This is a genomic window from Mucilaginibacter mallensis (assembly GCF_900105165.1).
In the GTDB taxonomy this organism is placed as follows: domain Bacteria; phylum Bacteroidota; class Bacteroidia; order Sphingobacteriales; family Sphingobacteriaceae; genus Mucilaginibacter; species Mucilaginibacter mallensis.
The window spans coordinates 2,968,455-2,988,918 of the sequence record NZ_LT629740.1; the positions used below are offsets into that span (position 1 = coordinate 2,968,455).

At 39.8% G+C, this 20,464-nt stretch carries 20 protein-coding genes; 13 read left to right on the forward strand and 7 right to left on the reverse strand.

The annotated features are described in order from the left end of the window. Nucleotides 1–148 precede the first annotated feature (148 nt). From BLU33_RS12270 to rseP, 7 genes are all read left to right on the forward strand, one after another. Nucleotides 149–1,102: a glycosyltransferase family 2 protein gene (locus BLU33_RS12270; RefSeq protein ID WP_091373020.1), complete on the forward strand. Its 954-nt coding sequence runs from the start codon at nucleotides 149–151 to the stop codon at nucleotides 1,100–1,102. 122 nt (nucleotides 1,103–1,224) lie between these two features. Then, on the forward strand, nucleotides 1,225–2,193 hold the full coding sequence (locus BLU33_RS12275; protein ID WP_091373023.1) for a glycosyltransferase: 969 nt from the start codon (nucleotides 1,225–1,227) through the stop codon (nucleotides 2,191–2,193). A 9-nt stretch (nucleotides 2,194–2,202) separates the two neighbouring features. Then, complete coding sequence (locus BLU33_RS12280) at nucleotides 2,203–2,904, forward strand: hypothetical protein (protein ID WP_091373026.1); 702 nt, start codon at nucleotides 2,203–2,205, stop codon at nucleotides 2,902–2,904. A 2-nt stretch (nucleotides 2,905–2,906) separates the two neighbouring features. Next, the gene (locus tag BLU33_RS12285) at nucleotides 2,907–4,406 is read left to right on the forward strand and encodes a GH3 auxin-responsive promoter family protein (RefSeq protein WP_091373029.1); all 1,500 of its coding nucleotides are present in this window, start codon (nucleotides 2,907–2,909) and stop codon (nucleotides 4,404–4,406) included. Between the two features lie 4 nt (nucleotides 4,407–4,410). After that, on the forward strand, nucleotides 4,411–4,959 hold the full coding sequence (locus BLU33_RS12290; protein ID WP_091373033.1) for a hypothetical protein: 549 nt from the start codon (nucleotides 4,411–4,413) through the stop codon (nucleotides 4,957–4,959). Between the two features lie 9 nt (nucleotides 4,960–4,968). Beyond that, nucleotides 4,969–6,162, forward strand: coding sequence for a 1-deoxy-D-xylulose-5-phosphate reductoisomerase (locus tag BLU33_RS12295; RefSeq protein WP_232009450.1), 1,194 nt, complete (start codon nucleotides 4,969–4,971; stop codon nucleotides 6,160–6,162). After that, nucleotides 6,162–7,493 carry an RIP metalloprotease RseP gene (rseP, locus tag BLU33_RS12300; RefSeq protein WP_091373036.1) on the forward strand — a complete coding sequence of 444 codons (1,332 nt, stop codon included), beginning with the start codon at nucleotides 6,162–6,164 and terminating at the stop codon, nucleotides 7,491–7,493. Before BLU33_RS12295 ends, rseP begins: the two co-directional genes overlap by 1 nt. Before the next feature lie 226 nt (nucleotides 7,494–7,719). Here the strand turns inward: rseP and BLU33_RS12305 are convergent, their stop codons facing one another. The 6 genes from BLU33_RS12305 to BLU33_RS12330 all read right to left on the reverse strand — a co-directional run bounded on the left by BLU33_RS12305 (nucleotide 7,720) and on the right by BLU33_RS12330 (nucleotide 14,606). Then, nucleotides 7,720–8,271 (reverse strand): DUF4199 domain-containing protein, encoded by a 552-nt coding sequence (locus BLU33_RS12305; RefSeq protein WP_157682130.1) that lies wholly within the window; start codon nucleotides 8,269–8,271, stop codon nucleotides 7,720–7,722. Nucleotides 8,272–8,399: 128 nt separating this feature from the next. Next, on the reverse strand, nucleotides 8,400–8,981 hold the full coding sequence (locus tag BLU33_RS12310) for a DUF4199 domain-containing protein (RefSeq protein ID WP_091373043.1): 582 nt from the start codon (nucleotides 8,979–8,981) through the stop codon (nucleotides 8,400–8,402). 5 nt (nucleotides 8,982–8,986) lie between these two features. Beyond that, nucleotides 8,987–9,655: a hypothetical protein gene (locus BLU33_RS12315; protein ID WP_091373046.1), complete on the reverse strand. Its 669-nt coding sequence runs from the start codon at nucleotides 9,653–9,655 to the stop codon at nucleotides 8,987–8,989. Continuing rightward, a complete protein-coding gene (locus BLU33_RS12320) occupies nucleotides 9,652–10,914 on the reverse strand; it encodes a dihydroorotase (protein ID WP_091373049.1) in 1,263 nt (420 codons plus the stop codon). Before BLU33_RS12320 ends, BLU33_RS12315 begins: the two co-directional genes overlap by 4 nt. 41 nt (nucleotides 10,915–10,955) lie before the next feature. Beyond that, the gene (locus BLU33_RS12325; protein ID WP_091373052.1) at nucleotides 10,956–12,998 is read right to left on the reverse strand and encodes a BatA domain-containing protein; all 2,043 of its coding nucleotides are present in this window, start codon (nucleotides 12,996–12,998) and stop codon (nucleotides 10,956–10,958) included. A 177-nt stretch (nucleotides 12,999–13,175) separates the two neighbouring features. Then, a complete protein-coding gene (locus BLU33_RS12330; RefSeq protein ID WP_091373056.1) occupies nucleotides 13,176–14,606 on the reverse strand; it encodes an ATP-dependent DNA helicase in 1,431 nt (476 codons plus the stop codon). 137 nt (nucleotides 14,607–14,743) lie between these two features. Here BLU33_RS12330 and BLU33_RS12335 point away from each other — a divergent pair, with 137 nt between their 5' ends. From BLU33_RS12335 to coaD, 3 genes are all read left to right on the forward strand, one after another. Then, entirely contained in the window at nucleotides 14,744–15,562 is an 819-nt protein-coding gene (locus tag BLU33_RS12335) for a DUF3822 family protein (RefSeq protein ID WP_091373058.1), read from the forward strand. Next, nucleotides 15,538–16,077 (forward strand): 16S rRNA (guanine(966)-N(2))-methyltransferase RsmD, encoded by a 540-nt coding sequence (gene rsmD / locus BLU33_RS12340; protein ID WP_091373061.1) that lies wholly within the window; start codon nucleotides 15,538–15,540, stop codon nucleotides 16,075–16,077. The genes BLU33_RS12335 and rsmD overlap by 25 nt, the downstream gene beginning before the upstream one ends. Before the next feature lie 165 nt (nucleotides 16,078–16,242). Beyond that, nucleotides 16,243–16,704 carry a pantetheine-phosphate adenylyltransferase gene (gene coaD, locus BLU33_RS12345; RefSeq protein ID WP_091373064.1) on the forward strand — a complete coding sequence of 154 codons (462 nt, stop codon included), beginning with the start codon at nucleotides 16,243–16,245 and terminating at the stop codon, nucleotides 16,702–16,704. Here coaD and BLU33_RS12350 read toward each other — a convergent pair. Continuing rightward, nucleotides 16,673–17,311 (reverse strand): NUDIX hydrolase, encoded by a 639-nt coding sequence (locus BLU33_RS12350; RefSeq protein WP_091373066.1) that lies wholly within the window; start codon nucleotides 17,309–17,311, stop codon nucleotides 16,673–16,675. The two genes, coaD and BLU33_RS12350, sit on opposite strands and share 32 nt — an antisense overlap. Here BLU33_RS12350 and pyrE point away from each other — a divergent pair. The 3 genes from pyrE to BLU33_RS12365 all read left to right on the forward strand — a co-directional run bounded on the left by pyrE (nucleotide 17,310) and on the right by BLU33_RS12365 (nucleotide 20,461). After that, nucleotides 17,310–17,951: an orotate phosphoribosyltransferase gene (gene pyrE, locus BLU33_RS12355; RefSeq protein ID WP_091373069.1), complete on the forward strand. Its 642-nt coding sequence runs from the start codon at nucleotides 17,310–17,312 to the stop codon at nucleotides 17,949–17,951. The two genes, BLU33_RS12350 and pyrE, sit on opposite strands and share 2 nt — an antisense overlap. A gap of 94 nt (nucleotides 17,952–18,045) precedes the next feature. Then, the gene (locus BLU33_RS12360; protein ID WP_091373072.1) at nucleotides 18,046–18,441 is read left to right on the forward strand and encodes an SRPBCC family protein; all 396 of its coding nucleotides are present in this window, start codon (nucleotides 18,046–18,048) and stop codon (nucleotides 18,439–18,441) included. Between the two features lie 391 nt (nucleotides 18,442–18,832). Further along, nucleotides 18,833–20,461 (forward strand): ABC-F family ATP-binding cassette domain-containing protein, encoded by a 1,629-nt coding sequence (locus BLU33_RS12365; protein WP_091380470.1) that lies wholly within the window; start codon nucleotides 18,833–18,835, stop codon nucleotides 20,459–20,461. Nucleotides 20,462–20,464 lie beyond the last annotated feature (3 nt).

Genomic DNA, 20,464 nt, shown 5'->3' on the forward strand with positions numbered 1-20,464 from the left:
CGATAAATATATAAAAATATATTTAGGCGTGTTTTTTTATACTGGTTTTATTAAATAACGCACCATCGCAAAGCATTAGTATTTTTTATATTTTTGCAGCGGCTTGGAGTAGCTATAACAAATATTGCTCCAATTGCATTCACTATACATGGATATATCAGTTGTAGTACCTTTATATGATGAAGTAGAATCATTACCAGAGCTAACCTCATGGATAAGCCGTGTAATGGATGAAAATCATTTTACTTATGAGATCATCCTGGTGGATGATGGCAGCAAGGATGGATCATGGGATATGATCAAAAAACTGCAGCTTAATAATCCATACATCAAAGGCATAAAATTCAGGCGTAATTATGGTAAGTCGGCTGCCTTAAATACTGGCTTTGATGCTACCAAAGGCGATGTTATTATCACCATGGATGCCGACCTGCAGGATAGCCCCGATGAAATACCTGAATTATACCGCCGTATAACCGAAGAAAAATACGACCTGATATCGGGCTGGAAAGCTAAGCGGTACGACCCGATAAGCAAAACCATCCCTACCAAATTGTTTAACGCTGCTACGCGCAGCATGTCGGGCATACATAACCTGCACGATTTTAACTGCGGATTGAAAGCTTACCGCAGCACAGTAGTAAAAAATATTGAGGTTTATGGCGAAATGCACCGCTATATACCCGTTTTAGCTAAATGGGCTGGCTTTACCAAAATTGGAGAACAGGTAGTTGAGCACCGTGCACGCAAATACGGCAAAACCAAATTCGGGATGAGCCGTTTTGTAAATGGCTTTTTAGATCTGCTATCTATATTCTTTGTTGGCAAATTTGGCAAGCGCCCTATGCACTTTTTTGGCACCATGGGTGTATTGAGCTTTTTAACAGGAACGATTATTGCCCTATGGCTGATATTTGAAAAGCTGTATGATATAGAAATGCATTTAAAATACAGCCGGGATGTAACTGCCCAGCCATTATTTTATATAGCGCTTGTAGCCATCATATTAGGATCGCAATTATTTTTAACCGGCTTTGTTGCCGAACTGGTAGCCCGCAGCGCCAGCGAACGCAACAGATACCAGGTTGAGGAAACCATTTAAATGTGCAGATATGCGGATGTGCAAATGTGCAGATGCTAAAAGCACTTTACCATTTCTAATTTTAATAATACAAACAATTTGCACATCTGCATACTTGCACATCTGCACATCACAAAATAAGAATGTTTTTTTCCATCATCATTCCATTATACAACCGCCCTCAGGAGATCAAAGAATTGCTGGAAACGCTTACGCTGCAAATGTACAAGCAATTTGAAGTTTTAGTGATTGAGGATGGCTCGGTAAATGATGCTGCCGAAATTGTACAAAGCTTTACTGATAAACTAGATATTAAATACTTTGTAAAAGCTAATGAAGGCCAGGGTTTTACCCGCAATTTCGGTTTCGAACGTGCAAAAGGTGATTATTTTGTAGTTTTTGATTCAGACTGCCTCATACCGGCTGATTATTTGCAAATAGTAAATGATAGCCTTGCAACCAACTGGCTGGATGCTTATGGCGGTCCCGATGATGCGCACCCATCATTCACCGCTACCCAAAAAGCTATCAGCTACTCCATGACCTCCCCTTTTACCACCGGAGGTATACGTGGCAATAAAAAAGGGATAGGCCAGTTTCATCCGCGCAGCTTTAATATGGGTATATCCCGCCAGGTATGGGAAAAGGCTGGCGGCTTTATTATAACCCGCCTGGGCGAGGATATTGAATACAGTATCCGCATACATTCCATGGGTTTTGAAATTGGGCTAATACCTGATGCTAAAGTATATCATAAAAGGCGCACTAACTTTTTGCAATTTTACAAACAACTGCATTTTTTCGGCAGGGCGCGCATTAACGTTTATAAATTCTTCCCGAAAGGGTTAAAGGCAGTGCATTTTTTTCCCGCCGTTTTTACATTATATATTATATTTACAATAATAGCTAACGTATTTTGCTGGCCCATAGCGGTTTTATGTAATGTTATATTTGCTATATTTATTTTGTTAATATTTTTTCACTCGTGGTGGAAAAACAAGTCGGCAAAAATTGCATTTTTGAGCATCATAGCTGCCTTTATACAACTTACTGCTTATGGCTTGGGTTTCATGCAGGATTTTTGGAAGCGTATAGTATTAAAGAAATCATAAACAGTATATATGTATCATGAATTTTCAGTTGTTGAAACGCTTAAAACATCGTGGAGTGTTTTAAAGAAAAACTTCGCTGTTGTAGCCATCTTTTCACTGATTGCCTTTTTTATCGTATTCATACTAGGCTTTGTTGTATACTATGTTTTCACCGATAGCTTATTGGCATCCATCGGCATTACGGTCCTCTTTGTTAGTGTAAGTTTTTTATTCCTAAGCTACATAAAACTTATTTTCAAGCTGATGGATAAAGAGTATTATGATTTTGATTTTAAAGAGATCATACCAAGGATCAAAATGCTCTTCAGCTACCTCATTTTATTGATATTAGTTAGCGCACTGTCGGTTTTCTTACAACATTTAATTGAAGGAGTAAATAATGAATTCACTAAAAATATTTTAGGTATTTGTATAGGTATATTTTTTGAATTCTTCTTCCTTTTTATACTTCCCATTTGTACGTGCTTTATTGTAGATGATAGCTCTGGCCCGTTTGAATCAGTTAATCAAAGTTATTATCTTATAAAGGGTAATTTTTTAAAGTATTTCCTATTATTTGTCCTGGTAGAATTATTATTTTTCCTGGCATCCCTAACACTTATAGGTGTAATATTTGTAATACCATTTGTAAATATTATACTGGTTGTGGCTTATCGTAAACTGGTTTACAGTCACCTTGATGTGGATGATGATTTTGCTGAAACGAACTGATTATGGGGCTGAAAGCTGTACTGAGCAAATTATACGCTAAACTGGTTAATAAACAACTGAACAACATCCGCAAAAACGCGGTTGAATTGCAGCATAAAACTTTCCTAAAACTTATTGATCAGGCTAAAAATACCGCCTTTGGCCAGGCACATCACTTTGAACAGATCAATAACTATGATGATTTTAAAAAGCATATACCGGTACGCGATTATGAGGAACTCCGCCCTTATATTGAGCGTGTAACCAATGGTGAGGAGAATGTGCTGTGGCCCGGTAAACCCTTATACCTTACCAAAACTTCGGGCACTACATCAGGTGTAAAATATATCCCCATCTCTAAAGAAAGCATGCCTGGCCATATTGATTCGGCCCGGAATGCCTTGCTGAGCTATGTTTATGAAACCGGTAATGCTGATTTTTTAGATGGTAAACTTATCTTTTTACAAGGCAGTCCAGTGCTAAGCAAAAAAAGCGGACTTGATACGGGACGCTTATCGGGTATTGTAGCGCATCATATACCAACATACCTGCAAAAGAACCGTATGCCCAGCTACAACGTAAATTGTATTGAGGATTGGGAGCAAAAAGTGGATGCTATTGTTGATGAAACCATAAACGAGGATATGCGCCTTATATCGGGCATACCACCCTGGTGCCAAATGTATTTCGACAGGCTTACAGCTAAAAGTGGCGGCAAAAAGATAAAGGACATCTTCCCTAATTTTAAGCTGTTTGTATATGGAGGAGTAAACTACGAACCCTACCGCGCACGTATTGAGGAAAGTATCGGCTTTGCGATTGATTCTATAGAAACCTATCCGGCATCTGAAGGCTTCATCGCTTTCCAGGATTCGCAGAAAGACAAGGGTTTGTTGCTGCAGGTTAATTCAGGCATATTTTATGAATTTATTCCAGTTGATGAGTTTTTTAATGATAGCCCGACACGTATCAGCTTAAAAGATATCGAACTAAATAAAAACTATGCGCTCATATTAAACACCAATGCCGGTTTATGGGGCTATAGTTTAGGCGATACGGTGAAATTTATTTCAAAAGACCCGTATAAAATTTTGGTTACCGGCCGCATAAAGCATTTTATATCTGCCTTTGGCGAACATGTGATAGGCGAAGAAGTTGAACATTCATTAATGAGCATTGCAAAAGAGGAAGGGATTGATGTGGTAGAGTTTACGGTTGCACCACAGGTTAACCCGGCGCCGGGAGAACTCCCCTATCATGAATGGTTTATTGAGTTTGGCAACGAGCCGAATGATCTTGAAGCATTCAGGCAAAAAGTGGATAAAGCCTTACAAAAGAAAAATATTTACTACTTTGACCTTATTGAGGGCAACATTTTGCAACCTTTGGTGATCAGAAGCTTGAAAAAAGATACCTTTATAAACTATATGCGTTCGCAGGGAAAATTGGGCGGTCAGAATAAAGTTCCGAGACTAGCAAATGACCGCAAAATTGTGGATGGGCTAAGCAGTTATATCAAATGATAGTATGAGAGTTTTTATTTTTTATTACTTTCTTTTTATTTCACCCTTGTCGGTATCTGCCCAAACAAATTCAGCAACCAAAATAGACGGCAATAATTATTACGATCACATGGCTGAAAACACAAAACCGCCTTTAAAGGGTGGGATTGTTAATATGAACTGGCTAAGGCCCGATGATGTAATACCTATTATAAAAGATGAAATGTATAAGGCGGGTTATACATCGCTAAAAATAAATTATAATTATAAGTTACCCAATGATAGAATTTTACGTATAAACGTATTTTCGCAGAAGGCAAATTTGGGCTTTTATTATATTAACACTCACAGGGCCACACCATTTAAAAGCGACAGGAAGAACCCTGAATTATATTTAAAAGAGGTGGCGCAATTGGATGTATTACCCCCAAATATATTCCCGCTAAATGAAAACGTATATTGGTATGAATACACTGATGTAAAGGCGGATGACCGTTACCTGGTGACAAGAAAGATAATAGAAAATATATTACGACAGGATATAAGGGCGTACTTGATAAGATATAAACATTAAACTTTGAGTTTGAATATTAAAAACATAGCTATTCTTGGTTCAACCGGCAGCATAGGTACGCAGGCGCTGGATGTTATCGGCAGAAATCCTGACCTTTTCAGGGCTTATGTGTTAACGGCCCAAAATAATGCCGATCTGCTTATAGCACAAGCCCTGCAATTTAACCCGGTTTATGTAATCATCTGCAATAAAAACAAATACCAGTATATAAAAGACGCGCTTGCTAATACCGATGTACAGGTATTAGCCGGTGTTGAAGCTATTACTGATATGGTTACCCATCCCGAGATCAACATGGTTTTAACGGCTATGGTTGGCTTTTCGGGCCTGGAACCTACCATCGCTGCTATAAAAGCGGGTAAAGACATCGCGTTAGCCAATAAAGAAACATTGGTTGTTGCCGGTGAATTAATAACCGACCTGGCTACCAAACATAACGTTAAGCTGCTACCAGTAGATTCTGAGCACTCAGCAATATTCCAATGCCTTGCAGGTGAGGAAAATAACTCTATTGAAAAGATAATACTAACTGCTTCCGGTGGCCCGTTCAGGGGGAAAGATCTTGATTTTCTGGCTAAAGTATTGCGCGAAGATGCCTTAAAACACCCTAACTGGGTAATGGGTGCCAAAATAACTATCGACTCGGCATCATTAATGAACAAGGGACTGGAAGTTATTGAGGCCAGATGGTTATTTGGTTTGGATGCCGATCAGATTGATGTGATCGTACACCCACAATCAATCATCCATTCTATGGTTCAGTTTCAGGATGGCTCTATAAAAGCACAGATGGGTTTGCCTGATATGAAGCTGCCTATACAGTACGCTTTTGCTTATCCTAATCGTTTACAAAACAATTTTAAGCGTTTCGACTTTACTAGTTACCCTAACCTTACGTTTGAAAAACCGGATATAAAAACTTTTCGTAATCTTGCGTTAGCGTTTGATGCGTTGAACAAGGGTGGAAACATGCCTTGTATCATAAATGCGGCTAATGAAATAGCGGTTAGTGGTTTTTTGAATAACAGTATTGGTTTTTTAGCCATGAGCGAGATCATTGAAACTTGTATGCAAAAGATAGAGCATAAAGCTAATCCAACGCTCGACGACTATTTGAATACTGATAAAGAAACACGCATCTTTGCACAAAATTTAATAAAACAAATGCCGTTAAAGGCATTACAATTTGATATAAAACAATAATGAGTATAGTAATAATGGTTGGCCAGTTAATACTGGGACTTTCGATTTTAGTGATTTTACATGAACTGGGCCATTTTTTAGCTGCAAGGGCATTCGGAATTAAGGTAGAAAAATTCTACCTGTTTTTTGATGCCTGGAACTTTAGTCTGTTTAAATTTAACTATAAAGGTGTTGAATATGGTGTAGGATGGCTGCCTTTAGGTGGCTACGTAAAAATTGCCGGTATGATTGATGAATCAATGGATACCGAGCAACTGGCAGGTCCGCCGCAACCATGGGAGTTCCGTTCGAAACCGGCATGGCAGCGTTTAATCGTAATGCTTGCGGGTATTACAGTTAACATTGTACTAGGCATATTTATATTCTGGATGCTGACTGTAAAGTATGGCGAAACCTACACCCCTAACGACAGCTTGAAATATGGTATTGTACCCGGTACCGTTGGCGAAAAAATGGGCTTGAAAGCCGGCGATGTGATCTATGCAGTTAATGGTATCCCTGTTAAACGTTTTGAAGATCTTACCAGTACCGATGTATTGCTTAACCGCTCTGTATTGAACGTATTACGCGGCACACAAAAATTAGATATCCCTGTCCCTGCGGGGATTTTGAATGACTTGTCTGATCACGGCATAGATCAATTTATCAGCAGGGTACCAAGAACCACTTTCGCTGTCGATTCTGTAGTAGCTGGCAGTAACGCGCAAAAGTCCGGATTACTGAAAGGTGATAGTATTGTTGCAATAAACAATCATACTATTGCATTTTTTGATGAACTGCAGTCACAACTATTGCTTGATAAAAACAGCAAGATACAATTATCAGTAAAACGCCATGGGGAGTTAAAACAACTTACCGCACAGGTGACACCTGAGGGCACAATTGGTTTTGCACCCAAAATAGATTTCCCTAAACAGGATACGGTAAATTATGGTTTTTTTGGTTCATTACCTGTAGGTGCTTCAAAAGCATGGGGCACATTTACTGATGATGCTAAGGGATTAGGCAAAGTATTTAAAGGCGATGTAAAGTTCAATAAAGCCGTTAGCGGCCCGGTAGCTATAGCAACCATGTTCGGCAGTCAGATAAACTGGGTGCGTTTCTGGAGCCTCGTAGGCCTGTTGTCAATGGTATTGGCGTTTACAAACCTGTTACCTATCCCGGCACTGGATGGCGGTCATTCTTTATTTTTACTTATAGAGATGATAAAGGGCAAACCACTAAGCGATAAATTTTTAGAACGTGCTCAAATAGTTGGCTTTGTATTATTGGTAACCTTAATGGTATTTGTTTTTGGTAACGATATTGTAAAACAGATTGTTAAACATTAACAACTAAAAACCAGACTTACGAAGTTTTTAAAACTTTGTAAGTCTTTTTCCACAGGATGACAGCGGAAAAATCTTCTTCGACTTGCATATCCGCCCTGCACGGTGAAGAAGATCCTTCACTATCGTTCAGGATGACAATGGGGAGTTAAAAAAATAAGTCTTACACAAGATAAAACAAGAAAGGCCCGTTCAATGAACGGGCCTTTTGCTTTATAGGTATGTAGAGCTAAACTGCGGGGTCAACATAAGTGGTTTCGTCATTGATATCAAAGGGTGGTTTTTCATTTTTAAATATGGCAGCGCCTATTAAGGCCAGTACCACACCAATAATAGCTGTTAAAATAGCTAAAACTACAGCACCGATCATTGGTCCTAATCTTTTTGCAATATCCATCGCTTTGTCAATCTGATCGCTTGACATTCCTTTTTGTACCATTGCATCCCGTTGGGTGCTTAATGCCTGATCAAAAATTTGTGGACTTAAAAAGGTCAAATATATGTATATAAATATCGCCATTATTATGCCTGATATAACGGCATATTTAAATCCGGTTGCAAGCCCCTCACTAAATGTAATGTACCCCCCATGCTGATCTTTATACTCTTTTTGCGCCAAAAACATAAAGGCAATAAAAGGGATATATCCCAAATATTTAGCTGATGAACTTTGATCAATATTTAAAAACTGGAATGTATACGTTATTACTATAGAAATAATAACATAAATTATAGCCCATTTAAAGGCTGTTTGATTTGAACTTGGTAATTTGGTTTCCATGTGAATTGGTTTGTTTATTTTTAAAGATAGATATTTCAATTTATTGTTACACAAAATATTATGCAGTAAAAAAGCAAAAAGGGCCATTCAAGTTGAACGGCCCTTTTAATTCATAAAATGCGGGTCTGTTATGCCTTTAGATAAGTTGGTGATTCTTTTTTACTGATCGCCCCAATTAATATAGCCAGTACAAATAAAAGTATAATATTCTCAACAAAATTTGTTACTATACCGCCAACACTTGTCCCCTGCCCATCCCCAAATTGTTTTCTCATCTCAGCTATCTTTATATCGATCTTTGCTTGTGGTATACCCTGTTGCTTGTACATATCTGCAGAGTTTTTCAGCATGGCAGTTTCCGTTTTTGGGGCCATATCAGGCTCAGCCAATTTAACAAACGCCAGGTCCCTGCCAATAACTAACAAAACATAACTGGTAAGTACCATAACAAAAGCACCCGTTACCGCCTGCTTAAAAGTGAGGTACCCGCCAACCGTACTTCTTAAATTAAATGCAAAATAAATAGCAGCAGCAAGCGGTATAATGGTTGAAAATCCATAAAGCACCACTAATGCCATAACGGGGGTTGTGCTGGCAGATGTTATAAAGTAAAATGAAACTATGGATAGCGCCAATACGATAAAACCTAAAATCAAACCCCTTATTAAACCACCTTTTCTAACCCGGCTATCAATACTTTCTTCTGGCATATCAATTAATTAAACGCTTGTAATATATCATAAACTGCCATATCAAAATCCGGACTTACAGCATGATCGGCAATATTTTTTCTACTTTCTTCAGTTGATTCAATATTTTGAAAGAAGCACATCATCGGGTAAAAAAGCTCTTTTACTTCCGAATCTTCGGGCAAGCTTAGGGCCACTTTGTTGATCTCTGCAGGCGGACTATCAATCAATATCTGGTTAGCAATAACGGGCTCGTAAATACGATATTCATCCTGAAACTCATCCTCATCAACCAGTAAAAATTCTTTCAGATAATCTTCCAGTTCGGGTTCAATATCCTCGTCTTCGCACTCATTAAGATAGAGCAGCAGATTTAGCAATTCGGTTCCCCTATCCAATGTTTGTTCTTCAATATCTTCCCATTCTGCAGTTTCCAGGTAGTCATCTTCCAGTTTCTTTACATCAGCACTGAAAAAGTTGATGAGCAACAGGTCGAAAAACACCTCGCGCAAAACTTCAATTTCGGGATTATCATCAAAAACCTCGTCCAGTTCATCAACCTTGGTTAAAAAGTCTTCGTCTGATTCAAAAACTTCACCAAAAACTTCGGTAAGTTGTGTTGCATCAAAGCTGTTATATTCAGAAAACGCTACCAGAGCATCTCCTATCGCTATTTCAATTTTTGAATCGATCATGTTGTTTTGGTTTTAAAAAGGTGATTGTTGTTATATACTAACATTACTTTACCTTTTAAATTCTGCCCTATAAAGGGAGAATTATAAGATTTCGACTGGTTGTTTTTCCGGGTATATTCCCATTCAGCATCCACATCAAATAAGGTTAGGTTTGCTTTGCTGCCTTCCGCTATTACTGCAGGTTCAACATTTAATATTGTACGCGGGTTTATTGCTAATTTTTCTACCAGGAGGTTAATATCCAGTCCGGTTGATAATGCAGTTGAAAAAGCAGTTTGCAGAGCTATCATACCAAATTCAGCTACTTCAAACTCTACATCTTTAAATTCAACTTCGTGCGGTGTATGTTGTGATACTATAGCGTCAATTGTACCGTCTTTTAAGCCCTTTATAAGCGCTTTCACATCCTTTTGGGTACGTAGTGGGGGTTTTACTTTATACTGGCTGTCAAAGCCCGTTAAAGCCTCATCTGTTAAGAGCAAATGATGCGCGGCAACATCGCAGGTTACCTTTAAGCCTTTGCGCTTAGCTTCTTTTATTAATTCAACAGAGCGCTCGGTTGAAATAGTGCTGAAGTGGATCTTCGAGCCAGTATATTCAGCCAGGTAAAGATCGCGGGCTATCATCAGTTCTTCAGCTAATGATGGAATACCTTTCATTCCCAATAACGTGCTTACTTCCCCCTCGTGTACCTTTGCTTTGCCGGCTATGGCTGTGTCTTCAGGATATGAAAGTATCAGCGCGTCGAAACCTTGCGTGTAAAGTAAAGCACGTTCCATTAAACCCGCATCCTGTACCGGGCGGTTTCCATCGGTAAAGGCTTTTGCGCCACTCAGGAACATATCATACATTTCGGCCAGGTCCTTGCCATCACGTTTGTGCGAGATGGTGCCCATCGGGTAAACATCAACCAGGTTATTTTTAGCGCGGTTAAGCAGGTATTCCACTTCGGCTTTTGAATGTACGGGTGGCTGGGTATTGGGCATTAAAGCCAGGCCGGTAAAACCACCTGCCATTGCTGCCTTTGTACCGGTTTGCAGGTCTTCCTTGGTTTCTAGTCCTAATTCCCCAATGTTGCAGTTCAGATCAAAAAAACCGGGGGATACATATTTGCCTTTCGCATCAACAGTTTCCACATCGGCATCTATATTTGATGCAATGGAGCTGATATGCCCTTTTTCAATCAGGATATCGGCAACTTTTTGATGAAATGGAGAATTGGGATCAATAATTGTCGCGGATTTGATAAGCAAATTCATTTGCGCAGCTTTAAGAGTGGTTTTATTTTGATCTATACTGATTACTGAACTACTTGTTTAACAGGCTTATAGTACCTCACAAGCAATATTTCAGCAGCCAGAAATATCAATGCCAAAATTATACAAAGTTTCCATAATTGTAAGCCAATATTTAATTCACTTATCTCGCCTTTTAATGAGGCTTTGCTACTCTGCAATATATCAGCAGTTTTAGGTAATATTTTAGCCAGATCAGCCTTGTTATAATAGCTCAGATCCGATTCGCTCCTGTTATCATTAAAGTCCAGTACGGCGAGACTACTATCCTGTTTTTTCAGATCATAAGTACCGGATTCATTTACCTGGTCTGCTATATAAAGCAAGGTACTTCCCTCCTGCTGGCGAACATCGGGGATAATGCTCACCTGACCCTTAACCAACTTTAACAATTGCTTTTCATTGGTTTGTACAGGTGCTATTTCAATAGTTTCATCGTGCCCCAGTGTGTAAAACAAGGGCTGATCGTGCCCGCTAAGCAAGGCTATGCGGAACATTACCGGTAAAAAGAGCGCATGGTGCTGTAGATTACTGAAATCCTCATCTAGCGGTACTGCTGCTACATATACTTTCCCTTTGCCGCTGGCATTATCTTCCCAAAAAGATTGCCCGCCCGGTAATTGCATCAGGTTTTCATTCCTGCCGGATGACGCGCTTAACTGATAATATTTTTTCACTACCGGCAGATCCGGATTTTGAGGAAAAGAATCGAAGATATTTTTGAACACCTGGTTTTGCAGGTTGATAGCCGTAACTTTCGTGGCTTCTGTAATTAATTTTTCAGGATAAGCGGCATTCACCGGCTGTAATAAGGAATGATAGCTGGACAAGTCCGCATCAACAGCGGGGAAAACCACCAAAGTACCGCCTTTACTAACATAAGACTTTAATTGCTGCGCCAGTCCGGTTGATATGGATTTAATATCGCTCAACACAATAAGCGGATAGGCATTTAACCCTGCATAATCTACATTCCCTGCAGGCACCCGTTGTGCATTAAAAAATGGGTCGGAAGCGAAAACCGCCTTTAAATAAGTATTGGCAATACCATCATCTATCAATAAAACAGGCATTTGCTGTTTTACATTAAAGCTGAAATAAAACTGGTTATCAAACGTAACCGGGTTATCCTGTAATGTGATCTCGCCGCGTTGCCAGCCAGCCTGTAAACCCGAGAACGACAACGTATCATTTTGTGCAGATCGTGGTGCAATGGTATAACTCCCCAAAGCCTTTTGCTCGCCGTTGATCAATACCTTAAGGGGGATCTTTTCGGCTTTTTCATCAGCATAATTGTGCAGACGCACTACTAACTTCTCACTTTCGCCCGGGCGGTGTACAGCGCTTAATAAAGCAACAGAATCCACAGCTACATTGGGGAGGCTGCTTGCTTTAAGCTGTACCAGGCTGGTGTGTGTACCCGTATCTATCTTAAGAGCCTGCGATCCGGTTATATTTTTTTGAAAATCAGATATAATATAGATAGATCGTAATGCATTCGGCTGCATCCCCAACAAACTTTGTTGTCTGTTTATAATCTGCTGTAAACTCCTGCTTTGCGGACTGATCTTTACCACATCCACCGCATCATTAAACTCATCCCGGTTCAATAAACGCTGATGTTTCCCCTCAAAATCCTGCGTAAGTAATTGAAACCGGTCGTTTATCCCATAAGCTGATGCGATCTCCTTTGCACGGCGTTTGGCTTCATCAAGTAATGTACCCTCGCTATTAAGGGTTTGCATGGAGTATGAATTATCAACAAAAACACTCACCACCTGCTGTGAGCCCGCATTTTCTGTATGCTGATTACTGATATACGGCCGGGTAAAAGCAAGTACCAAAAAGAAAAGAGCCAATAATCGTGCTGCAAGTATGAGCCGTTCCTTTAAATTCCTGCGGGATGACTGCTGCTCGTTTATTTCCTTTAAAAACTGTACATTACTGAAATACACTTTCTGGTATTTGCGAAAATTGAACAGGTGCACCAAAACAGGAATAGCCAGTAAAACCAATGCAAATAAAAAAGCGGGATATAATAGATGCATGTTTATTTATGTGCGTATTTTGATGTGCAGATGTGCTTATATGCAAATGTGCAAATTATTTCCTTATCTCATTAAACAAAGGGTGTCACACTGAGCGCTAGTCGAAGTGTGTGGGCAGGCCTTTACGCTCATGCTTCGACTCGCGCTCAGCATGACACCTCTCCCACGTTGCTTGGATTAAAACTCCACCTCCCTCTTCGCATGGTAAAACTTATCGTTAAAGTTTACTAAAAATAGCTCCTTGGTGGCCCGCGTACAGGCGGTGTAAAACCAGCGCAGAAAATCCATATTCACCATTTCATCAGTCAGGTAACCCTGGTCAACAAAAACGGCATCCCATTGGCCGCCCTGTGCTTTATGACAAGTAATGGCATAGGCAAATTTTATTTGCAATGCATTGTAGTATGGGTTTAACTTTAACTCCTCGTGTTTTTGGCGCTTGTTGGTGATGTGCTCATAATCTTTCATCACTTCTAAATAAAAGCGTTTCTGATCTGTAGGCTGCAGAGCCGGGGCTTCTGAATAAAGTGTATCCAGCATGATCTTGCAATCCAGTACCGGGTCTTCAGCATAATCAGTAAATTCCAGCTGCACATCCGCGAAGCGAAAACCATAAATCTCCTCAAACTTGCGCACCTTGCGTATTCGGGCAATATCGCCATTGGCAATAAAGCCGGTGCTGCCCTCCTCTTGATCCTGCAACCAGAAATAATTATTCTTAACCACCATCACCTGGTCGCCGCCGGTAAGTTCTTCCTCGCGCCATAATATGCGCCCACGGATCTGCCGGTTGTATAAATTAGCATTCTTGTTGGAGCGGCAAATAATGAGCGTATTTTCATCGCCATATTTATTGTAGGCATAGTTCAGCCCCTCTTCCAGCTTGTCACTCCCCATTCTGAACACATCCTTATAACCCTTGGTGATGATCTGAGGATTGCTGATCTCTTCCTGCCTGATGATATCCCGCACACGGGTAACGTTAAACAATATGCCCGAATCCTTTTGCTGGCGCAACACATCCGTAAGTTCGTAACTAAAAACGGTTAAGCCAAACTGCGCCTTCATCAGCTCTGGATCAAGCGCGGGACTTTCATCTGAACCAACCGGCGGCAACTGAGCTGTGTCGCCTACCAGTAATAGCTTACAATTCTTTTCATTATAAACGTATTTCACGAGGTCGTGCAGTAGCGTATCCCGGTTGTTTCCGCTGATCTCATCCGAGATCATAGATGCCTCATCAATTATAAATATGGTATCAGTAGCCATATTATCGCCCGGTAAAAAAGATTCATCTACATTTAAAGCCGATTTTTTACGATAGATACGCTTATGAATAGTAAAAGCCTTGCGCCCCGAATAACTGCTGATCACTTTTGCCGCCCGGCCAGTAGGTGCCAGCAATACATATTTGTAGTTGTAATTGCGCAAAGCTTTCACCAAAGCACTTACTATGGTGGTTTTACCCGTACCGGCGTAACCCTTTAATATAAAGCACTCTTCGCCGTTATCGCTCACAATAAAATCATGTAGTTTACCAAACAGCTCCATCTGCTGGGCAGTTGGTTCATGAGGGAATGCTTTGAGGATATGATCTGCTGACGACATAATTAAGTACACTAATTAAGCGAATTAATACGAATAGCACTAATTAAAACTATCATACCAGTTAAATTAATGCTATTTCGTGTTTCCTAAATTCGTGAAATTAGTGTTGCTAAAAAATATTACTTTTGTTCAAGAGCATGAGCGAAAATATTAACTACTACCGGGATAAAGATATACACCTGTACCAGGTTACTGATAATTATATTTTAGTACTGCAAATGTACCCGGATACATTCTCATATGCCATTGTTCATAAAAACAGGCTGGTTGCTATGGGAATTGATTGCAGTCTGGATGTTTTACACGAGCCCGGGCATAATCACGACCTTTTAAATTATAATTTCAGGCAGATCGTAACCGGCCTGCCTTCCACCGGCTTCACCCTTGTGCCTACACTTTTATATAGTAAAGACCGAGTGGCTGATCTTGCACGTTTTTTAGATGTACAATCCCACGAGAAAGTAATTGCACAACCATTGGACAACGAAAATCACATCATTTATAAAGTTGATGAATCGTTAATTAACAGGGCAGAGCCATATAGTCTCGAAAATCCTGTTTTTTTGGCTAAAGGCTGGATAACCGCCATAGCCAATTATAATCCGCAGCCTAATAATTTATATTTAAATATAGATAACCTGAACTTAGTTGAGGTATTGTATTGTATAGGTGATAAAGTTCGCTTCTTTAACAGGTTCAATTTCTTTAACCCGGATGAACTGGTTTATTATGTAGCGCTTGCTGCTAAAGAACTCGATCTTCAACCTCAAAATTTAAACTTGATTTTAAGCGGCGATATCGAGTTGGATGATCGTAATGCAATCCGCCTTGCTGATTTTTTCAAAACTGTTGAACTTAACGACTTTAACTTACTGGATTATCCAGCTGAAGTTAAACCCCATAAAATACTGCCACTTATAGCTTTATCGTTATGCGCATCATCGGAGGTGTTTTAAAGGGGCTGCGATTAAATCCGCCTAAAAATTTACCTGTTCGCCCTACTACCGATCTGGCTAAAGAGGCTCTATTTAACATCCTGCTCAATAAAATTGAATTCGAAGGCATCAAAGTGCTCGACCTTTTCAGCGGAACGGGTAATATATCGCTGGAGTTTGCATCGCGGGGTGCTGCCGAAGTTGTTTCGATAGACCGCAGCATTCACTGCATCAATTACCTGAAAGATACCGCCCGCCAGCATAAGCTAACGCAGATAAAAACATTTAAGGCTGATGTATTGAAATATCTGCAACTGGAAACCGAGCAATATGACCTCATATTCGCTGATCCACCGTATGATATGAACCAGATCCCCGAGCTACCCAAGATCATATTTGAGAAGAACCTGTTGCTGCCAGGCGGTTTACTTATTGTTGAGCACCAATCTTTACAAAACCTGAGTAATCACCCGGCTTTTACCGAGCAACGAAAATATGGGCATTCGTCGTTTTCGTTTTTTCAAGTGAACCAGTAATGCAGATGTCATCTCGAACGATAGTGAGAGATCTTCTGCGATGGATTAACCGCGTTAATGTATGCTGTAGAAGATTCCTCCCTCCGGTCGAAATGACATTATGGTTTAACATTGTCAGATTCCCGGTTTCTTTTATATTTGCAGTAACAACCTCATACGTTATATATGAAAATTGCTCTTTTCCCGGGCTCGTTTGATCCCGTTACCAAGGCACATGTTGATATTGTAAAAAGATCGATCGGCTTGTTCGATAAGATTTATATCGGCATAGGCGTCAACAGCTCCAAATCAGGTTTTTTAAGTGTGGAAACCCGTGAGAAAATGCTGCGTGCTGTTTTTGAGAACGAGCCCAAAATTCATATCGTAGCTTATGAGGGCTTAACCGTAAATTTCTGCAAATCCATTGGTGCCGATTATATGATTCGCGGCATTCGTACCGTGTCAGATTTTGAATACGAAAAAGCCATAGCACAAATGAACCACTCGCTGGTGCCTGAGATAGAAAGCATTTTTATTGTAAGTAAACCGGGGTACTCATCCATTAGCTCAACCATTGTACGTGAAATTATGCGGTACAATGGCGATGTTGCCCAGTTTATTCCGAAAGAGGCACTGGCTTATCTTTAATCAGGTCCTTTTCAACCAGCACATCTAATATTGATGGGAAGGTATTCATCAGGATAGCATCAATATGATGTTTCCTGAACCAGCGTACATCCGTTATGCCTTCTTCTATCTGTGGTTTTAATCTACCTGCCCCTTTATATTTCATGCTGAACCAGTAGGTCTTTTTTAACACTACCTCTTCCCTGCTGATATAAACATGATAAGTATTGCATATTTTTTTACCAAGCTTGCTTACTCTTATACCACACTCCTCTTCCACCTCGCGCACAGCGGCAACTTTCACTTTCTCATCTTTCTCTATTTTACCCTTAGGCAGATCCCATTTATTATTACGGTAAATGAACAGATAATCACCATTTTCGTTCTTAACAAGTCCACCTGCGGCCTCAATAAGTGTAGTGTTATTTACTACACTTTTAAGGAAAACCTTAGCATCATCGCATAAAATATAAAAAAGATTACTATGATGTTTAAGTATCCAGGTGTATATAATTTTCAAGTCAAAAGTCTCAGCATCAAGGCGTTCATAACTTTCTACTTTCTTAGGTTCCGATTCTGTGAGCAGGATTACCTTTTCATTAATATAAATTCTGTATTTTTGAGCCATGTTTAATAATAGTGAGGCCGAACAGCAAGTGGCCGAATTCCTGCTGCAAATTAAAGCAATTAAATTACAACCTAATAATCCATTTACATGGGCATCAGGCTGGAAATCGCCAATTTATTGTGATAATCGCATAACACTGTCACATCCAACTGTACGCACCTACATCCGTCAGCAGTTAACACAGTTAATTCAGGAAAAGTTTGGCGCTGTTGGCTGTATTGCCGGTGTAGCTACTGCAGGCATACCACAAGGAGTATTAATTGCACAGGAATTAGGCTTGCCATTTATTTATGTACGCTCAAAACCAAAGGAACACGGCACAGGCAGCCTTATTGAGGGTGATGTTGTAACTGGTAAAAGGGTTGTAGTAATTGAAGATCTGATATCGACAGGCAAAAGCAGCTTACAGGCTGTTGCAGCTTTACGCGAGGCAGGCTACCACGTAGCCGGGCTTGCCGCTATATTCACCTACCAATTTGATGTAGCGACAGAGAATTTTACTGAAGCAAAATGTCCATTTGTTACATTATCAAACTATAGCGCTTTAATAAAATATGCTGAACAGCACCAGTATGTTAGTACTGATGATGTAGATATGCTAAAAAAATGGCGTGAAAACCCATCTGAATGGGGAAGATAATTCAGTTTGCAGTGGGCAGTTTGCAGTTTTACAGTAACCTGGCCATCTAATAATGTAATGCAAGCTGAATACTGATAACTGCAAACTGAAAAATATGTCTACCTTCGAGAGTACCGTTTCTATAAATAAACCAACAAATACTGTTTACCAATTTTTGGCTGATATGAATAATCATCAGCAATTAATGCCTGATGATATCTCAGACTGGTCGTCGACTGTGGATGAGGCAAGATTTACTATCAGGAATATGATAAAACTGGCGCTGAAAATTGAAGAGCGTACCCCTGACACAGCTATAAGAATAATCCCTGCTGAAAAGCCCCCGTTTGATCTTGAACTTAAATGGATTTTATCCGGCAATGAAAATTATACCGAAGTACACTTCACCATTGCTGCGGATTTAAATATGATGATGAAAATGGTTGCATCGGGCCCGTTACAAAAACTGGCTGACGATGAAACAGCAAACCTGCTTAGTATATTGAATTAAAATTCAATACTTAGTAAGTACCTTTTCTTTGTTTATTAATGGCGTGGGCTATTACCAAAAATGCGTTGATAATAATTAAGCCTAAAATTAGTGTTCCCATAACTTTGCTCTTCTTCTCTAAAGTTTAATTGTTTAATAATTGTAAGTCAAAGTCTGTTCCAAAAGATACACAACAAGGCTAATTTTACTTAATTATGTATCAGTAACGACAAAAAAAAGCATTTAGTTTACAGGCACTAAAATATTTACGAGGAACTTACTCCTCATGTTACTCCTCATGGGAATATTATTGGGGAAATATCGGGCATTTGATGCTGTATAAGCAATAATGCCAGCTACAGGGTTTAATTGTAAAATTTACCGTATTTTTGCACAAAATATAAGGTGCAGCATGATAACGGTATCCAATCTATCCCTACGCTACGGCAAACGAACATTATTTGAAGACGTTAACCTGAAATTTACCCAGGGTAACTGTTATGGTATTATTGGTGCTAATGGCGCAGGGAAATCAACTTTCTTAAAAATACTTTCAGGCGAAATTGACCCTACCAGTGGTTCAGTAAGTTTTACTCCCGGCGAACGTATGGCGGTATTAAGCCAGAATCACTATGCTTTTGACGAATATTCGGTACTTGAAACCGTAATGATGGGGCATAAAGAAATGTATGCCGTAATGAAGGAGAAAGATGCCATCTACCTGAAAGAAGATTTTACAGACGCAGATGGCGAACGCGCGGGTGAGCTTGAAAATCTTTTTGCCGAAATGGATGGCTGGAACGCCGAAAGTAATGCCGCTACCCTATTGAGCAATCTAGGTATCAAAGAAGAATATCACTATAAACTGGTTAAGGAACTGGATAACACCCAAAAGGTACGTGTTTTATTAGCACAGGCACTTTTTGGCAACCCCGATATATTATTACTCGATGAGCCTACCAACGACCTTGACATACATACTGTAAGCTGGCTCGAAGACTTTTTATCGACCTATGAGGCTATTGTACTGGTAGTATCGCACGACAGGCACTTTTTAGATACCGTTTGTACCCATGTAGTTGATATCGACTTCTCAAAAATGACCATTTATACCGGCAACTATTCATTCTGGTATGAATCAAGTCAGCTGGCATTAAAACAGCGTTCAGATCAGAATAAAAAGACTGAGGACCGGGTTAAAGAATTGCAGGAATTTATCCGCAGATTTAGCGCTAACGCATCCAAATCAAAACAAGCCACCAGTCGTAAAAAAGCTTTGGATAAGATCAACCTTGACGAAATACAGCCATCAAACCGTAAATATCCGGGCATTATATTCAACAACCAGGGCCGTGAAGCCGGAGACCAGATATTACAGGTTGAGAATCTTTCAAAAACGCTTAATGGCGAGCTCTTATTTGCCAATATTAGTTTCACAGCAAATAAAGGAGATAAGATTGCCGTTATCTCACAAAATAGCTTAGCTACAACAGCATTCTATGATATTTTAGCAGGTCGCGATACAGCAGATAAGGGCACATTTAAATGGGGTGTTACCATTAATATGGCTGATATTCCAATGGATAATACGGATTATTTTAAAGGAAAGAATGAAAATCTGATAGACTGGCTACGTGAATATTCTCCTGGCGAAAAGGATGATCAGTTTATCCGTGGATTCTTAGGTCGCATGCTATTCTCTGGCGAAGAGGTGTTGAAAAAGAGTAATGTACTATCAGGTGGTGAAAAAATGCGTTGTATGTTTAGCCGTATGATGCTGCAACAAGCCAACCTGTTGATTTTTGATGAACCAACCAACCACCTTGATCTGGAATCGATCACAGCGCTTAATAACGGCATGAAAGACTATAGGGGAACTATCCTCTTTACCTCACGGGATCATGAACTGGTTGAAACCGTGGCTAACCGTATTATTGAATTAACCCCTGGCGGTTATATTGATAAACTAATGGATTATGACGAGTACATTAACAGTGATGCCGTACAAAAACAACGAGACGAGTTATATGCCTTAGCCTAGATC

Coding starts and splice junctions, on each gene's coding strand:
- BLU33_RS12270 (WP_091373020.1), top strand. CDS start 149: ATGGATATATCAGTTGTAGTACCTTTATATGATGAAGTAGAATCATTA.
- BLU33_RS12275 (WP_091373023.1), top strand. CDS start 1,225: ATGTTTTTTTCCATCATCATTCCATTATACAACCGCCCTCAGGAGATC.
- BLU33_RS12280 (WP_091373026.1), top strand. CDS start 2,203: ATGTATCATGAATTTTCAGTTGTTGAAACGCTTAAAACATCGTGGAGT.
- BLU33_RS12285 (WP_091373029.1), top strand. CDS start 2,907: ATGGGGCTGAAAGCTGTACTGAGCAAATTATACGCTAAACTGGTTAAT.
- BLU33_RS12290 (WP_091373033.1), top strand. CDS start 4,411: ATGAGAGTTTTTATTTTTTATTACTTTCTTTTTATTTCACCCTTGTCG.
- rseP (WP_091373036.1), top strand. CDS start 6,162: ATGAGTATAGTAATAATGGTTGGCCAGTTAATACTGGGACTTTCGATT.
- BLU33_RS12305 (WP_157682130.1), bottom strand. CDS start 8,271: ATGGAAACCAAATTACCAAGTTCAAATCAAACAGCCTTTAAATGGGCT.
- BLU33_RS12310 (WP_091373043.1), bottom strand. CDS start 8,981: ATGCCAGAAGAAAGTATTGATAGCCGGGTTAGAAAAGGTGGTTTAATA.
- BLU33_RS12315 (WP_091373046.1), bottom strand. CDS start 9,655: ATGATCGATTCAAAAATTGAAATAGCGATAGGAGATGCTCTGGTAGCG.
- BLU33_RS12320 (WP_091373049.1), bottom strand. CDS start 10,914: ATGAATTTGCTTATCAAATCCGCGACAATTATTGATCCCAATTCTCCA.
- BLU33_RS12325 (WP_091373052.1), bottom strand. CDS start 12,998: ATGCATCTATTATATCCCGCTTTTTTATTTGCATTGGTTTTACTGGCT.
- BLU33_RS12330 (WP_091373056.1), bottom strand. CDS start 14,606: ATGTCGTCAGCAGATCATATCCTCAAAGCATTCCCTCATGAACCAACT.
- BLU33_RS12335 (WP_091373058.1), top strand. CDS start 14,744: ATGAGCGAAAATATTAACTACTACCGGGATAAAGATATACACCTGTAC.
- rsmD (WP_091373061.1), top strand. CDS start 15,538: ATGCGCATCATCGGAGGTGTTTTAAAGGGGCTGCGATTAAATCCGCCT.
- coaD (WP_091373064.1), top strand. CDS start 16,243: ATGAAAATTGCTCTTTTCCCGGGCTCGTTTGATCCCGTTACCAAGGCA.
- pyrE (WP_091373069.1), top strand. CDS start 17,310: ATGTTTAATAATAGTGAGGCCGAACAGCAAGTGGCCGAATTCCTGCTG.
- BLU33_RS12350 (WP_091373066.1), bottom strand. CDS start 17,311: ATGGCTCAAAAATACAGAATTTATATTAATGAAAAGGTAATCCTGCTC.
- BLU33_RS12360 (WP_091373072.1), top strand. CDS start 18,046: ATGTCTACCTTCGAGAGTACCGTTTCTATAAATAAACCAACAAATACT.
- BLU33_RS12365 (WP_091380470.1), top strand. CDS start 18,833: ATGATAACGGTATCCAATCTATCCCTACGCTACGGCAAACGAACATTA.